The sequence below is a fragment of the Collinsella aerofaciens genome (genome assembly GCF_039836695.1).
GTDB lineage: Bacteria > Actinomycetota > Coriobacteriia > Coriobacteriales > Coriobacteriaceae > Collinsella > Collinsella aerofaciens_BD.
In genome coordinates this window covers 1-15,292 of the sequence record NZ_JBDPAC010000033.1, presented here as the reverse complement: position 1 = coordinate 15,292, position 15,292 = coordinate 1, and the positions used below count along the sequence as shown (strand labels likewise).

Sequence of the window (15,292 nt, the reverse complement as noted above, 5' to 3'; positions counted from 1 at the left end):
AGCCGTTTGTCTCCACCCGCGTAGCGGGTGGTTTAAAGCTGGCCGCTGCGCGGCCAGCAGACTAAAGTCTTGAATAAGAATACGAGCCCGCAGCGCCAATTACCACGCCCTCCACCAGCGAAAGCACTACACCGATAACGGGAATGGCAGCGATAACCTCGAGCACGACCGAAATAACGCTCGAAAAGACTCCGAGACCAAACGACGTGGAACGCATCAGCGGACGATCCATGCCGTCATCGATCTTAAGCGACAGATCGCGACCCCACTCGATGCCAAAGCCGGAACCGCACACGCTCGCAATGCAAGCTGCCAAAAAGCCGATGGCAGCCGCAATGCCGCCAATAACGGGAATAAACAACACGAGCACCGACACAACGCAAATCAGCGCCGGCAAAAACGCGATTTGGCATACACGCTGAAGCACACCCGGAGTCTTGGTCATATCTTGGAACGCCTGAGCCACACAGCCCTTTGGCGCATTCGCCACGGGCGGTTGCGGAACAAACTGCTGGGGCTGAGGCTGTCCCTGGGGAGCGGGGCCAGCGGCACCGGCATTAGGAGCACCACACACGCCGCAGAACTTGTCGTTATCGCCCATGGGGGCGCCACACTGCGAGCAGAACATAGAATCATCCCTTCGTATCTTGAACAAATCACTTGGATCGCAAACGATGTCTTTAGCATCATTATTGCCCAATGTGGGGTCAAATACTCAAAGATGACCGATTTGCAAGATACACGGCGCCAGCAGGCGGTTCGTTGAATACGTCTGTGCTAGTTCGTTCCGCGGAAGCCCTTGCCGACAATCTCGGAGCTGTCGACGATCGTGATAAAGGCACCCGGATCGACCTCGCGCGCATAACGGCGCAGCTGCACGGCCTCGCGACGGCTCAGCACGCTCATGATCACCGTCACGCACTTGCCCGAGAAGGCACCGTAGCCGCGACTGATGGTCGCCGTACGGTTGAGATGCTTGACGATAAACTCCTCGACCTTAAGGGGCTCGGAGCAAATGACCGTGCAGACTTTGCGCAGGTGAATGCTCTCAATGGCTTTGTCGACCACAAGCGTCTTGGCAAACAGGCCGAGCACACAATACAGACCGACACGCGGGCCATACAAAAAGGCCGCGATGGCCACGATGCCGATATCAACCAACAGCAGCGCGCGGCCAATCTCGAGCGTCGTGCGGCGCTTGAGGATCATGGCAAGAATGTCCGTGCCGCCCGTCGAGGCGCCAATATCAAAGACAATAGCGCTGCCGAGCGCCGGCAGGATCACGGCAAAGCACAGGTCGAGCCACATATCACCCGTCAGAGAGACATCGGTCGGAATAAAGAGCTCAAACAGCGAAACATAGGCGGACAGCGCAAACGAGGCGAAGACGCTCCACAGGATTGCCTTGCGCTCCAAAAAGATAAAGCCCAAAACGACGAGAACCGCGTTGATAATCCACATAAAGACGCCGACGGGCAGGGTCGGGAACAGCGTGGACAGAATGACCGACACGCCCGAGGTGCCGCCAAAAGCAAAGTGATTAGGGGTTTTAAACGCAACGATGGCAAAGGCCGTAAGAATCAGGCCCAGATTGAGCTCGGCAAAAAAGCGCGGGAAGCCCGGCTCCTGGCTGCGCTTTTGGCCGGCACGCTCGCCGCGCTCGATATCGGTGCGATCAACCACGCGCTCCATCGGCACCACGGGAGGACGATGCATCTCCTCGGCAGCACGCGATGCCGCCTCTGCCGCGGCGGCCTCAATCGCCCATGCCTTGCTTTCTGTTTCGTGCTCGTCAGCCATTACGGCAACCCCTCGTTAACAATTTGGAAACAATGCGCCCATTAGGGTAACGCGGAACGCGACGATTGCAACCCCTAGTTAGACGAGCGGTATGCCTACATCGGGGGGCATACAAATAACGGCCGGCCACGCTTTTGCTTGCGCGGTCGGCCGTTTAACGTTTTCGCAGATAAAACCTGCCAAAACAAACCTGTCCCTTTTTGGAAGGTTATTCGTGCTGGCTGGTGCGGTGCTCGTACTCCTCGGGGGTGATGACGTCCTCGATACGCAGGTTGACGCCCGCCACCTCAAGGCCGGTCATCGCGGCAAGGCGCTCGGTGACACGTGCCTTGACATCGTCGAAGATCGCGGGCGCATAGGCGCCGTACTCGATGATGACGGAGATGTTGACGACCACGCGATTGTCATCGGTGACCTCGACCGTCACGCCCTTGGTCAGATTCTCGGCACCAAACTGCTCCTGCACAAAGTGCATGAGGTTACCCTTCATGCCCAAAACGTGCGGAACCTCGCGGGTGGCCATGGCAACGATCTTCTCGATCACACCGTTGGAATAGGTCAGCGAGTCCTCGGACTCGTCTGTTTCCTCATCATCCTCGTCCGCGTCATCGGCGGACTCGGCCTCGACGAGCGCCTCATCCTCGAGCGTCACATCCTCGGCTTCGGCGACGGCCGCCTCGTTCTCCTCGAGCTCGGTATCGGCCACATCGACCTTCGTATTAAAAGCCATGGTTCCTCCTTATGCCTGCCGCGGATGCGACAGTCGAATACGTATTAGCGGCCGCTAAACAGACGGCCGAAGAAGTTGACGATACCGTTCTCGCCGTCGCGAATCTGGCCGATCACGGCGCCGATCAGCACAAAGAATGCGATGACGAGCGTGTCCCACAGGCCGAGCGTGAGCACCAGCACGGCGAGCACAAAACCAGCGACGGCTCCAAGCGTGGTGTTGGGATGACGGACGGCATAGCTCCAGATGGCTGCCCCCGTACCCTTGATGAGACCCATGGCCTCATCAAAATCATCGGCGACCGCGTCATGCGACTCGGTACCCTCCACCTTGGGATCGACGGCCTCGCCTGCCGGCACGGCGCTCTGATCGATAGTCAGACGCGGGGTGCGGACGGTCTTGTCTTGATTGGTATCACTCACCGGAAACCTCCACGGTCTGGACGGTAGTCTTGGACGGCAAAAAACGAACGCGTGCGATCGTACCCGGCGTGCCGAGCATGGTATCGCAGGCCTCCTCGATACGTTGCTGCATCGCAGTAGCCAGAGACGCCACGTCCTTATCGTCAAGCGCGATGGCGTCGACCTTAAAACAGACGCGCGATTCGTCGGAGCCCTGTACGCGCGCCTCGACGCGCTCGATCATCACGCGGTCGTCGCGCTCGGCAGCAACCCTGGCGCACGAAGAAAGCGCCGCGAGCGTGACCTCGATATTGCGCTCCCCCGCCGGATGCACGCAGGACGGCTCACGACGAGCAAACATCAGGCGGAAGAAGCTTACCAGCACGCCGATCGCCACAACTCCGCCGCATGCCGTCACGACAATGCGCGGCATGGGGTCGCGCATCAGCAGCATAAAGCGATACGTATACGGCCCCCAAAACTGGCAGACAAGCGTACCCAGCGCCACGATGGCGGCGGCAAGATACACAATCGCTAGGGCTCGTTTGAGTACGCGCACGTGGCGCTCCCTTCAAATCTCGGCTCTCGAAATGCAAAACGGTTCGCATCATTATAAAAGAGCCGGGTCCGGTGCTCTACGCACGCGGATCCGGCTCATCTATTCCACGAGGCTTGCATGCTCGCTTCATTATGCCCAGATATGCACGGCTTAACCCGTGCGGGCGCTACTCCTCCTCGAGGGCAGCGATGACCTCGTCGGTCATGTCCATGGTGCTGTAAACATCCTGGACGTCGTCGAGCTCCTCAAGACGGTCGATGAGGCGCTGAACCTTCTTGGCGTCGGCGCCGGAGACCTCGGTCGGGGTGGTCGGGACCATGGTGGTCTCGGAGCCCTTGACCTGGACGCCCTGCTCCTCGAGCGCCTTGGAGACAGCCATGACCTCGTTGGCAGTAGTCCAGACGATCCACTCCTCGCCGGCGTCCTCGTAGTCCTCGCCGCCGGCCTCGGCGATGGCCATCATGAACTCATCCTCGTCACCGGCAGCACCGTTGGCGATCATGGTCTCCTTCTTGGCGTTCTCGTCCAGGATCTCCTTGGCGACGACGATCTGGCCCTTGCGCTCAAACTGGAAGGCGACGGAGCCGGAGGTGCCCAGGTTGCCACCAGCGTGGGAGAAGGCGGAACGGACATCAGCAGCGGTACGGTTGCGGTTGTCGGTCAGGCAGTCGACGTAGACGGCGACACCGGCGGGACCGTAGCCCTCGTACACGATGTTCTCGTAGACGGCGGCGTCAGCACCCGAACCAAAAGCCTTGTCGATAGCGGACTTGATCTTGTCCTTAGGCATGGACTGAGCCTTGGCCTTGGCAACGGCAGCGGCGAGGCTGGCGTTGTTCTCGGGCAGCGGGTCGCCGCCGAGACGGGCAGCAACGGTAATGTTGCGGCTGAGCTTGGAGAAGAGGGCGGAACGCTTGGCGTCCTGCGCGCCCTTACGATGCTTGGTTGTGGCCCACTTAGAGTGTCCGGACATACGTGTCTCCTATCGGTTTCGACCTAAAGCCCAGCGCAGATGCTCGGGCAATATAAACAAACGTCGTTATGATATACCTACTGGCCTGCGAGATAAACCCCAAAATGAAGGCGTCGTGATGATGCCCCCCTTTGGTGCAAAGAAACCTGACCCCAATGCACCAAGTTAGGACCAGAGGAGATCGCTGCGGGTGATGGTGGCGCCGATGGCAAAGGGCATGCAGGCGATGACCGGATACAGATAGCGCATGTAGGTCGAGCCGTTGCAGGGACCGATCAGGCACACGGCGAGCACGCCCAGCAGCGGCACCCAGATCGCCAGCGCACGCCACGAATGACGACGTAGCAGATAGACCACCACGGCGATCATGATCCACACATAGGTGGCCGAGCTCATGGTGAGCGAAATAAACGGGATGCGCTGCACCGCCACACGGTACAGATTGATCAGGTGGTCGCACCAGCGCACTACGTTGCTATCGACCGGATGGAAGTCGAAGTACTTGAGGTTGTCGGGACGCGCCATGATCTCGGCACTACGCGCCGTGCTGTAGACCCAGGCATCGCGCGCGCTCGGATAAAAATAACCATAGTAGTTATTGATAAGCGCCGAAATATAGCACTCGGGATCCTTCTTAAACATCTGGACCCATACCTCAAAATAGGCATCGATGTCCTCCTGCGAGGCGTACTCGTTAAAGCAGTTCTTGACGGCATCGGACTTGTCGGGGTTGTAGCGGCGGCCCAGATTCTCGTACTTGAGCACGCGGTCGATCACGGCGCGCTCTTCGTCGGTCACCAAACCGTCGCAGGGTGCCTCCACGATGGTGCCGTCCTCCTTAACCGTAGGGTTGACGCCCGAGTTGAGGCCGTCGTGCTTTTGGACGAAACGAGCCGTCTGCTGGAACGGAATCGAAAGGATTTCGCGCTTGGAGCCGGGCGTAATGTCGTGCGCCGGCATAAAGACCTTGGTGAAGTACATATTAGAGGCAAGGCAGAGTGCAAGCACCGCAAGAACTCCCACCCAGCGGAAGCGCGAGATGGCGCCCGAAGGCGCAGCACCGGCCTGCTTGGCTGCACGACGAGCCGTATGCGCGTCCCATGCGCAAAACGCCGCCGCGATTACGCATGCCGCCAGGGGAAACACCAGACCGCCGTTGCGCAGAAACGTGGAACCCATGGCGCCCAGGGCGAGCAGCAGCCAGTCGTGGCGCGCAAAGAGCACGGGGGCTTTCTCGCCCGCTCGCTCGACATTGGCATCACGACGAGGCAAGCCACATGCCACGAGCTTGACGGTCTGTACCAACAGCACCAAGAACACGTCGGCAAAGAGCACGTCTTTGGTGAGCAACGCCGCGTAGTTAGAGAACATCGGCATAAACGCAAAGAACAGCAGGATCACACCGCGAACCGGCAGGCTCACGCCCAGTTTGCGCAGCGACGAAATGGAATAGGCCATGCAGGCAGCCGTGATGACAAATTGAGCGCAGGTGTAGATGGCAAGACCCGCGTTAGCGCTGTTGAACAGCGAAAGCCCCAGCTGAACGCACGAGCCGATAATGGCCGTGTGCACTACGGGATGATGCCCGTTGAGCAGCACGTTGGGGTTGAGTAGGCGCAGGTAGTCGCTCGTGCCGTTGGGATAGTTGAACCACTGGCGAATCTGCGCGCCCGTATCTCCCATAAAAAGGCCGGGCAGCGAAGCGATGAGCGTGGGCGCCCAGGCGATCATAAGCACCAGGAAGGGCCCGGCAAAGGGATGGACCGAGAGCACGGCGTGAGTCACACGCCATACGCGGCCAAAGTGTGCTTCGGAAAACGGGATGCGTCGGGAGCTCAGCCAATCTAGACACTCAAAGGCAAGGTAGAAGGCAACGACCGCCAAGAGCATCCAGCCCGCGCTGCCAATCCAGGCGCAGATGATGCGGGCTTTGTCGCCAAGGACAATCTCGGCCGAGTCGGTGAGATCGTAGCTGCGGCCGAACACCATGCAGATGGCGAAGAACAGCGACGGCAGAATGATCGATGGACGCCAGGTATCGCCACGGCCAAAGAACACGTAGCGAAACGGCAAGGTGAGCAGGCAGGCAAGTGCAAGCAGCATGACCGCGTCGGTATGGCCGGCAAACGAAAGGAGCACCTCGTAGCACACGTACAGCATGCCCGAGGCTTTGGGGTCAATCGCCAAGACTGCGTTGCTCGACACCGGGGCAGGATCGATGGAAAACGCCGTGGTCGCCAACAGCGCGAGCAAAAATGCGATGAGCGTCTGCTTGGCGGGGTAGCGCTTAAACCAGACGATGCGGGCAGCGTCGCGCGCAGCCGTTGTGGAGAGGTCGGAATCCTTCACAGTCCAAAGAGCCTTTCTAGAAACCTGCCAAAAAGGGACAGGTTTATTTTGGCAGGTTTTATCTGGGGAAACGTTACGGTTCTGTCATCGTTGCCCAGCGAACCACCACAAAGGTGCCTGTTCACTTTTTGGTGGTTAAGCGTCGAGGTAGATGCGCTGGGGTTGGTTGCGGCGACGAGCAAAGATGATGAGCGCCAGGCCCGCGATTACGAGCGGCAGGCTCAGCAGCTGACCCATGGTGATGACGCCGCCCAGCAGATAGCCCAGCTGCGCATCGGGCACACGCACAAACTCAATCAAAAAGCGAACGATGCCGTAACCCATCACAAAGACGCCCATAAACGTGCCTTGGGGCAGTAGCGGCTTTTTGCGGCTGAGCACCTGCAGAATGCAAAAGAGCACAATACCCTCGAGGAATGCCTCGTAGAGCTGGGAGGGATGACGCGGCATATCGCCCGCGGTGCCGCCAAAGATCACGCCCCAGGGCAGATCGGTCGGCTTGCCCCACAGCTCGCCGTTGACAAAGTTGGCGCAGCGTCCCAGACATAAGGCCAGCGGAGCACCGATAACGGCAAGGTCGGCGATGGTCCAGGCGTCGAGCTTGTACATGCGGCACACGAGCACGCCGCCGATGATGCCGCCCACCAGGCCGCCATGGAAGCTCATGCCGCCTTCATTGGTAGCAAAGATCTCGAGCGGATGCGCCCAGTAGTAGCCGTCGCCGTAAAAGATGACGTAGAACAGGCGGGCGCCAATGATAAGGCCAAAGACCACGCCGACCACGACACTCGTCAGGTCGTCGACCGTAATGTCAAAACCCCAACGGCGCTGCGTGCGGTACATGACGACCGCCGTGAGCAGAGCTCCGACCACATAGGCCAAGCCGTACCAGTAGATGGTGATGGGCCCCGCCGAGATGGCGACGGGATCAAGCATATGGTAGAGGTCGTTGAGCATATCGGTCCCCCTGCTCCCTACATACAAATGCGGCCGCGGGCCTTGCGCTCGCAGCCGCATATTCGGGCGTGACGTCTATGCGGAGCATATCGCCCGCAGCTTTCACTTCTTAGAACGGCGCATACTCGTCGTACAGGTCATCGGTCTCGCCGGAGGCATTGACCTGCTCGACACGCGTAACGCCGGGCACGTGCTCCTTGAGGATACGCTCGATGCCCATGGAAAGCGTCAGGGCGCTCATGGGACAACCGGCACAGGCGCCCTGAAGCTCCAGCTTGACGACGCCCTCGTCGTCGACGCCCACATACTCCATATCGCCGCCGTCGGCCTGTAGATTGGGGCGAATCTCTTCAAGAACCTTCTTAAGCAGCTCTTCGTTAACAGCCACAGGGGCTCCTTTCTCACAATAACGCGGGCGCGCCCGCGGACAGAAGCTATGTTACTACAGCCATGTACCCGCTCACGAGCCGTCCATGCGCGCAGACGCGACTTTCACGAGTAGTCAATTTGGGACGGGACTCTTTGAGCTGCGTTCGTCGTCAGATAGCGACAACGCATAATTACTGTCGAGCCTGTCCCCCGGTACCAATCTGGACATCGACGATAACCTGGCGGTAGCTGATGCCACAGGAGTCGAGGATGCGGCGGCTGATGCGTCCATCATCGGTGTCGGCGTACTTGTTGTCTAGGTAGACAACCTCGCCCACGCCCACCTGCGCCAAAATCTTGGCGCAGTCGTGGCACGGGAACAGCGTGACGTAGACCGTGGAACCCTCGAGGTCCTTGAGCGAGCCACGGTAGTTGAGCACGGCGTTGGCCTCGGCATGGACCACGTAGTTGTGCTTGTCCTGCAGCGGGTCGTCGCTCGTACCCCACGGAAAAAAGTCGTCGTTGAGCGCCGAGGGCGTACCGTTGTAGCCCACCGAAAGGATGCGGTGGTTGGTGTTGGCGATGCACGCACCCACCTGCGTGTTGGGGTCCTTGCTGCGGCGCTGCGCGGCGATGGCCACGCTCATAAAGAACTCGTCCCAGCTAATGACGTCCAGGCGCTTGCCTGACGAAGTTTGATGAAGATCGTCCGACATGGCAGACACCTCCGTAATCGCAATAGTTTGACCCATTGTAGCAGGTGAAAGGTGGAGGCGTTTGTCCCACCGGCGCCCTCACTTTTACACGCGGCGGGGCTTTTGGTTGATGCGGTAGAGCTCGGCGAGACCCCGCAGCGTCAGCGCGTCGTCTACCGTCAGGCTATGGCCGACCAACGCCGCGAGCGCCTCGGCATCATCGCCGGTGATGATGATGGGCACGCTGCCCTCGCCCGCCGCCTTGGTCGAGCGCATCTCGGCAAGCACCATGTCGAGCATGCCGTCGATGCGGGCTACCTCGCCCAAAACCACGCCCGAGCGCATGGCCTCGCGCGTGTTGCGACCGATCACATGCGTTGGCGCCGAGGGCTCAACCTGGGGTAGGCGCGCTGCTGCCGCCGAAAGCGAGCGGGCGCCAAGTGCCAGACCCGGCGCGATGACGCCGCCGACAAAGGTTCCGTGCGCATCGATGACCTCGATATTGGTCGTAGTGCCCAGGTCGATCACGATGCACGGAGAGCCGTAGACGGCACGGGCCGCCACGGCGTCGGCGATGCGGTCGGGACCGATCTCTGCTGGATCGTCGTAGTGCACGGGCATGCCGGTCTTGAGGCCCGGTCCCACGGTGAGCACGCGCCCCGTGCAAGTGCGGGAAAGCGCTGCCTTCCACGGGCGCTCGAGCGCCGGCACTACGCAGCTCAGCACTGCGGCTGCGGGAACGAGCGCACCCGGCATGCCCGCATCGGCTGCCAGTGCGCCCATGACCTGCGCGAGCCTCATGCGCGCCTCGTCGGCCGTGATGCTCGACGGCGTCGTGATCTCGCACGTCGCGAGCGGGCGCTCCTGCGCCGCGGCCGAATCCTCGGCAAACAGGCCAAAGCGAATGAACGTGTTGCCCACGTCGACCGTCAATATATATGCGCACCCATTAATCATCGTCGGCGCTCCTTTCGTCTGCCCAGCAGTATATCGCCTACCTAAACCAGTCATCCCGAAATGACTAGCTTGCGGTTATACTGGTGCGCGGTCGCGCGCGAGCTCACGCGGCGGCCCTTGGTAACCCGACTTCCCGCGCCGTATCCGTAGCGGCGCTCCCGGGGGAAGCGGATATACGCAAAGGAGTTTTATATGAGCAATCCCTCGAACCGCGCCTCGATGCGCGGGCAACTCACGCTGCGCGGCGTCGTCATCGGCGTCCTTGGCTGCGTGATCATCACGGCAAGCTCGGCCTATACCGCCCTCAAGATGGGCGCCCTCCCCTGGCCGATCATTTTCGCTGCCGTCATTTCGCTGTTCTTCCTGAAGCTCATGGGCAACGCCAGCCTCAACGAGGCCAACGTCACCCACACCATCATGTCTGCGGGCGCCATGGTCGCCGGCGGCCTGGCGTTTACCATCCCGGGCGCCTGGATGTTGGGCTATGCCGACCAGATCAGCTGGCTCGACATGTTTATCGTGGCGCTCGCCGGCACCATCTTGGGCCTTCTAGCGACAGCGCTCATCCACCGTCACTTTATCGTGGACGCCGCGCTGGAGTTCCCCACCGGCAACGCCGCAGCTCAGACCCTACGTGCTACCGAGGCCGGCGGCAAGACCGGTAAGCAGCTCTTTGGCTCCATGGCCATCGCAGGCATCTACAGCGTGCTGCGCGACGCCCTGGGCGTGGTGCCCAGTATGCTGTGCACGCTCAATATCCCCGGCGTGACCTTTGCCATCTACAACTCGCCCATGCTGCTGTCCATCGGCTTCCTCGTGGGCTTCGCCCCCGTCGCCTTCTGGTTTGCCGGCGCGCTGCTGGGCAACTTTGGCATCATCGTTGGCGGCACCGCTGCTGGCCTGTTCGATATTGTGACCGCGCAGGGTATCGTCAAATCCCTCGGTATGGGTCTTATGATGGGCTTTGGCGTCGCCGTCGTCCTTAAGGACATCCTGCCGCAGGTCGCCGGTATCGTCCGTGGCCTCGCCGCCGACAGCTCCACCGACACCGACGAGCAGTCGCTTATCTCGGGCTCGCTTAAGCTCGACGCCGGCATCATCGGCCTGGGCACCGCAGCCATCGCTGTGATCGTTGCCATCGCGCTCGACCTCGGTCCCGTCCCGGCCGTCATCGTCACACTGTTTACCTTTGTCACCACCATCATGAGCGCACAGAGCTGCGGCCAGACGGGTATCGACCCCATGGAAATCTTTGGCCTCATCGTCATGCTCATCGTGGCAGCCTTCGCGCAGCTCGCGCAGGTCAAGCTGTTCTTTATCGCCGGCGTCGTGGCCGTGGCGTGCGGCCTTGCGGGCGACGTCATGAACGACTTTAAGGCCGGCGCCGTGCTGGGCACCAACCCACGCGCACAGTGGGTCGGCCAGGCCATCGGCGGCATCGTGGGCGCCCTGGTCGCTGCCGCCGTCATGGTCGCGCTCGTCACCGCCTATGGTCCGGACGCCTTCGGCCCCGACAAGAGCTTTGTGGCCGCGCAGGCAAGCGTGGTCGCCACCATGGTCTCGGGCATCCCGAGCGTGCCGTGGTTTGCGGGCGGCTTTATCGCCGGCATCATCATGTACTGGCTCGGCATTCCGGCCATGATGATCGGTCTGGGCGTGTACCTGCCGTTCTACATGTCGCTCACGGCCTTCTTGGGCTCCTGCGTTAAGCTCGCCTACGACAAGTGGGCCGCACACCGCGACGCCGAGGCCGGTCTTTCGGACGAGGAAAAGGCCGCCAAGGACGCCGCCTTCCAGGAGCAGGGCTTGGTCGTTGCCAGCGGCCTGCTGGGCGGCGAGTCCATCGTCGGCGTTATCCTGGCGTTTGTCTCTGTTGGCTTGAGCCTGCTGGGCTAAGTCGAGCGGCCGCTCGACGGCAACCATATCGCCTACGGCTTGCCCGGTCGGTAGCTTTCGCGGCTGCCGACCGGGCTTTTTGATATCGAAACAAAGAAAGGCCGGCACGCTGCGTTTAACAGCGCGCCGGCCTTATCGGTTAAGCTATCGAAGCGCTCCTGCTATGAACCGAAGTTCGTTGCAGAAACTACGCTCGAAACGCTACATCTGCTTGCGACGACGATCGCTCAGCGTCACACCAGCGGCCACGAGAGTGATACCGCCGATGACGAACACCTCGCCCGCAAGAGCGGAGTCATCGCCAGTCTGGGCGAGCGCGGCCGACGTGGCCTTCTTCTTGGCGACAGGAGCCTTTGCAGCAGCCTGCGCAACCTGAGGCTTGGCCTGCGGCTCAGCCTTGGGATGATACTTGTCGTACTCGGCCTGTGCGGCAGCCAGGGCATCCTTAGCATCGTTAAGCTCGGCAAGCGCGGCGGCATAGGCGTCGTTGGCATCGGACAGTTTGGCATCGGCATCGCTCAGAGCAGCCTTGAGACCAGCAGCGGCATCAACGGCGGTCTTATAGCGAGCGTAGGCAGCGTTCAGCTTGACCAGCTTCTCGTTGCCCGTCGTGCCCGCGGCAAGGGATGCCTTGTGGTCGACAGCCTCAAGATCGGCCTTGAGTGCCTCATCGCTGGCAAGCTCGGCCTTGGCCTTGACGATCTCGAAGTTCGCATCGACGACGGCTTCGTTGGCGGCCTCGAGCTGCTTCTGGGCATCGGCGACACCGGCGACGGCGGCGTCATAGGCGACCTTGGCGTCGTCGACCGCTTTCTGGGCTCCAGCGAAGCGCTCGAAGGCCTTGTTCGCGGTGGCAAGCTCGTCCTCGGCGGCCTTGGCCTTCGCCTGTGCGTCGGACAGGGCCTGCGTCTTGGCGGCAACTGCCTGCTTGGCGCCCGAAAGAGCGGTCGCGGCGCGCACATCTGCGGCCTGAGCCTTGTCAACGCCAGCCTGGGCAGTGTCGTCGGCCTTCTTGGCATCGTCAAGCGTGCCCTGCTTGTTCGCAAGATCCGTCTTGGCGGCATCGCACTTGGCGGCAAGGTCCTTGACCGAAGCGGTAGCGTTGTCATACGCCTCTTTGGCCTGATCGGACTTTACCTTGGCAGCATCGCGGGCGCTGCGAGCCTTCGCCTTTTGAGCAGCGGCATCGGTTGCCTTTGCCTTGCCGTCAGCAAGCGTGACGTTTGCCTTATCGAGAGCTGCCTGGGCAGTAGCGGCCTCGCCCTTGGCGGCGTTGAGCTTGGTCTTGGGCGTCTTGACGTCGATACCCTTGAGTTTGGCTTCGGCGGCGGTGTAGGCGGACTTGGCGGCAGCAGTAGCGGACTGAGCCTTCTCGTACTCGCCCTTGGCGGTGTTCATGTTCACATCGGCTGCGGTGAAAGCGTCCTGGGCGGCATCCTGCCCGTTTACAGCTGCGAAGTAAGCTTCCCTAGTAGTTCCAAAGTTCTTCTGCGCCTCGGCGAGCTTGCCCTGAAGCTCCTTGAGTTGCGCCTTCTGCGCCTGCGTGCCGCCAGCGTTATAGGCGGAATCGATGTAGTCGTTCAGGAGCTTCTTGAACTCGGAGACAGTGAAATCAGCCTCACTGTCAAAAGAGCTGTAATCGAAGATTGTTACCTCGGAATCGGTGTTCTTACCGCTACCGGTCGCGATGCCGATAGCCTTCGTGCCGGCATCGATGATGTTGAGATAGTGCCCGCAGGCGTCTCCTCTTTGATTGCCATTCTTATCTTTTGTACCGTGGTACACATCGTAATAGTTTTGGTAGATATAGTACGAATCATAGCGATGAGCCATGAGATCTTTGCCGGCCTCGCTATCCACACCGTACTTTTTAATCCAATTCTCGTAATTAACCTTCTCCTGAGTGTAGAGACCGGTGTAGGGCCAGCCCAGGGTATCCTCGGTCTCGCCGCCGGTATATGCGCCGCCTCCGTCGGCAAGATTTTCGCCGTTGTCGAAGTAGCAGTTCGAGTGTCCCCAGATGTTCGATGAATACGATGTATTGAGGGCGGCTGCCACAGTCATGCGGAGGCTGACGCTGAGCGCCGACTGACCGTTCGCCTTGCGGAGGTTGTTCTGGGTATCGAGGTAGGTCAGAGCGTTGCGCATCTGCTCCAAGGAAAGTGGATTGGTGTCGCGAGACATGTCCTGATCGACGTACTTGTCATACCATTCTGCCTTGTCATCGGCACCGGTCAGCATCGATACGGCGTCCTGGGCGTTCTGTTTCTGCGTGGCTGTGAATTGGCTGCCGCCGATGATGTAGTTCATGAAGCCGAACATACCCTGACTGATGACTTCCTGGTCAACGGTCATGTTGGACTTTAGGTCTGCAATCTGCTGCTCAAGAGCCTCAACCTGGGCATTAGCAGCGTCATAAGCCTTTTCCGCGGCGTTCGAAGCGGCGCAGGCTGCCTCCCACTCGCTGCGCTTCTGCTTGCGAACTTCGACAAGCTTATCGTACTCAGCCTTCTTGTCGGCCTCGGTCTGCTGGGCCTGCTCGTATGCCGTCTTCGCGGCGTCACGCTTACTGGCCGCGTCCTTGTACTCCTTGTTTGCCGCATCGTATGCAGACTGGGCAGATGCCACAGCAGCGTTGGCGGCGTTGGCCTTCTCCTGCGCGGCAGCGACGGCAGCCTGGGCGGCCTGCAGATTTGTCTGTGCGGTGGCGTCGGCATCCGTCGCGGCATTGAGCTCCGCCTGCGCGGTCTTGAGCTCACCAGCAGCAGCGATCTTGGCGGCCTCAAGCGCACTCAGGTCGACACCCGTACCCGAGACGGCAGCATCGAGCGCGGCCTGCGCCTGGTTGAACTTCTGCTGGGCGTTATCGCGCGCGGTGGTTGCGGCTGCGAGCGCAGCGGCAGTCTCCTGCTTCTTGGCCTGGGCAGTCGTCAGAGCGGCCTCAGTGTCCTTCTTTTCCTGCTGGGCGCTAGCCTCGGCAGCCTTGGCCTGGTCCAGATTGGCCTGTGCAGTAGCAACGGCCTTATTGGCGTCATCGAGCTTTGCCTGTGCGTCCTCGACGGCCTTCTTGGCGGCCTCGTACTCGTCCATACCCATGGCCTCGAGCTTGGCCTGGGCATCATCGAGGGCCTTCTTGGCCTCATCCTGCTTTGCCTTGGCGTCCTTGAGCGCCTGGGTCTTATCCTCGACACTCTTGTTGGCTTGATCGAGCTGATCGTTCAGGTCGCCCAGCTTCTTCTGCTGCTGCTCGGTCTTTTCGACGGCGGCTTTGAGCTCGTCAATCTTCTCCTGGAGCGCGGCTACCTCGGCCTCGTTCTGCTCGGCGGCGTTATCGGTCACGGCCTGCGAGGCCTGATCCTTTTGCTGCTGAGCCTGCTTTTGAGACTGACCCGCCGCGTCGGCCTTCTTCTGGGCGGCATCGTAGGCGGCCTGAGCGTCCTTGAGCTGCTTTGCCGACTCCTCGGCCAGCTGGGCAGCCGTCTTTACGACCGCTTGGTTACCGGCGGCAACGGTATTCTCTACAGAACTACCCCATTACAGTCTGAAGTGGGCCACCGATAAATTTCGATGGCGAGCATTCGGCGCATTGCCTACGATACGGGCAAG

Annotated in this window: 13 protein-coding genes; 1 reads left to right on the top strand and 12 read right to left on the bottom strand. The window is 60.7% G+C overall.

Annotated features, from left to right (window positions below; genetic code table 11):
• Positions 1–61: 61 nt before the first annotated feature.
• The 11 genes from ABG996_RS10235 to ABG996_RS10185 form a co-directional block, all read right to left on the bottom strand.
• Positions 62–628 carry a zinc ribbon domain-containing protein gene (locus ABG996_RS10235; RefSeq protein ID WP_347479804.1) on the bottom strand — a complete coding sequence of 189 codons (567 nt, stop codon included), beginning with the start codon at positions 626–628 and terminating at the stop codon, positions 62–64.
• Between the two features lie 149 nt (positions 629–777).
• Positions 778–1,800, bottom strand: a complete 1,023-nt coding sequence (locus ABG996_RS10230) for a YitT family protein (RefSeq protein WP_347479803.1) — start codon at positions 1,798–1,800, stop codon at positions 778–780.
• 208 nt (positions 1,801–2,008) lie between these two features.
• Positions 2,009–2,530, bottom strand: a complete 522-nt coding sequence (locus ABG996_RS10225) for an Asp23/Gls24 family envelope stress response protein (RefSeq protein ID WP_138374888.1) — start codon at positions 2,528–2,530, stop codon at positions 2,009–2,011.
• Between the two features lie 44 nt (positions 2,531–2,574).
• Positions 2,575–2,952 (bottom strand): DUF2273 domain-containing protein, encoded by a 378-nt coding sequence (locus tag ABG996_RS10220; protein WP_347479802.1) that lies wholly within the window; start codon positions 2,950–2,952, stop codon positions 2,575–2,577.
• Positions 2,945–3,490 (bottom strand): Asp23/Gls24 family envelope stress response protein, encoded by a 546-nt coding sequence (locus tag ABG996_RS10215; RefSeq protein WP_347479801.1) that lies wholly within the window; start codon positions 3,488–3,490, stop codon positions 2,945–2,947. The genes ABG996_RS10220 and ABG996_RS10215 overlap by 8 nt, the downstream gene beginning before the upstream one ends.
• A 166-nt stretch (positions 3,491–3,656) precedes the next feature.
• Positions 3,657–4,463, bottom strand: a complete 807-nt coding sequence (locus tag ABG996_RS10210) for a YebC/PmpR family DNA-binding transcriptional regulator (protein ID WP_006234926.1) — start codon at positions 4,461–4,463, stop codon at positions 3,657–3,659.
• 165 nt (positions 4,464–4,628) lie between these two features.
• Positions 4,629–6,812 carry a DUF6020 family protein gene (locus ABG996_RS10205; protein ID WP_347479800.1) on the bottom strand — a complete coding sequence of 728 codons (2,184 nt, stop codon included), beginning with the start codon at positions 6,810–6,812 and terminating at the stop codon, positions 4,629–4,631.
• Positions 6,813–6,947: 135 nt separating this feature from the next.
• Positions 6,948–7,769 (bottom strand): prolipoprotein diacylglyceryl transferase, encoded by an 822-nt coding sequence (gene lgt / locus ABG996_RS10200; protein WP_022094473.1) that lies wholly within the window; start codon positions 7,767–7,769, stop codon positions 6,948–6,950.
• Positions 7,770–7,878: 109 nt separating this feature from the next.
• The gene (locus tag ABG996_RS10195; RefSeq protein WP_117637654.1) at positions 7,879–8,157 is read right to left on the bottom strand and encodes a NifU family protein; all 279 of its coding nucleotides are present in this window, start codon (positions 8,155–8,157) and stop codon (positions 7,879–7,881) included.
• A gap of 172 nt (positions 8,158–8,329) precedes the next feature.
• Positions 8,330–8,854: a deoxycytidylate deaminase gene (locus ABG996_RS10190; protein WP_050766113.1), complete on the bottom strand. Its 525-nt coding sequence runs from the start codon at positions 8,852–8,854 to the stop codon at positions 8,330–8,332.
• Positions 8,855–8,938: 84 nt separating this feature from the next.
• Positions 8,939–9,790, bottom strand: coding sequence for a type III pantothenate kinase (locus ABG996_RS10185; protein ID WP_347479799.1), 852 nt, complete (start codon positions 9,788–9,790; stop codon positions 8,939–8,941).
• Positions 9,791–9,982: 192 nt separating this feature from the next.
• Here ABG996_RS10185 and ABG996_RS10180 point away from each other — a divergent pair, with 192 nt between their 5' ends.
• Positions 9,983–11,686, top strand: coding sequence for an OPT/YSL family transporter (locus ABG996_RS10180; RefSeq protein ID WP_347479798.1), 1,704 nt, complete (start codon positions 9,983–9,985; stop codon positions 11,684–11,686).
• Positions 11,687–11,887: 201 nt separating this feature from the next.
• On the opposite strand, the gene ABG996_RS10175 is transcribed toward ABG996_RS10180, so the two are convergent.
• Complete coding sequence (locus ABG996_RS10175) at positions 11,888–15,025, bottom strand: CAP domain-containing protein (protein ID WP_347479797.1); 3,138 nt, start codon at positions 15,023–15,025, stop codon at positions 11,888–11,890.
• Positions 15,026–15,292 lie beyond the last annotated feature (267 nt).

What these genes read in the sequence shown, in the direction of transcription:
- ABG996_RS10235 (WP_347479804.1), bottom strand. Translation starts at nt 628, where the DNA reads ATGTTCTGCTCGCAGTGTGGCGCCCCCATGGGCGATAACGACAAGTTC.
- ABG996_RS10230 (WP_347479803.1), bottom strand. Translation starts at nt 1,800, where the DNA reads ATGGCTGACGAGCACGAAACAGAAAGCAAGGCATGGGCGATTGAGGCC.
- ABG996_RS10225 (WP_138374888.1), bottom strand. Translation starts at nt 2,530, where the DNA reads ATGGCTTTTAATACGAAGGTCGATGTGGCCGATACCGAGCTCGAGGAG.
- ABG996_RS10210 (WP_006234926.1), bottom strand. Translation starts at nt 4,463, where the DNA reads ATGTCCGGACACTCTAAGTGGGCCACAACCAAGCATCGTAAGGGCGCG.
- lgt (WP_022094473.1), bottom strand. Translation starts at nt 7,769, where the DNA reads ATGCTCAACGACCTCTACCATATGCTTGATCCCGTCGCCATCTCGGCG.
- ABG996_RS10190 (WP_050766113.1), bottom strand. Translation starts at nt 8,854, where the DNA reads ATGTCGGACGATCTTCATCAAACTTCGTCAGGCAAGCGCCTGGACGTC.
- ABG996_RS10185 (WP_347479799.1), bottom strand. Translation starts at nt 9,790, where the DNA reads ATGATTAATGGGTGCGCATATATATTGACGGTCGACGTGGGCAACACG.
- ABG996_RS10180 (WP_347479798.1), top strand. Translation starts at nt 9,983, where the DNA reads ATGAGCAATCCCTCGAACCGCGCCTCGATGCGCGGGCAACTCACGCTG.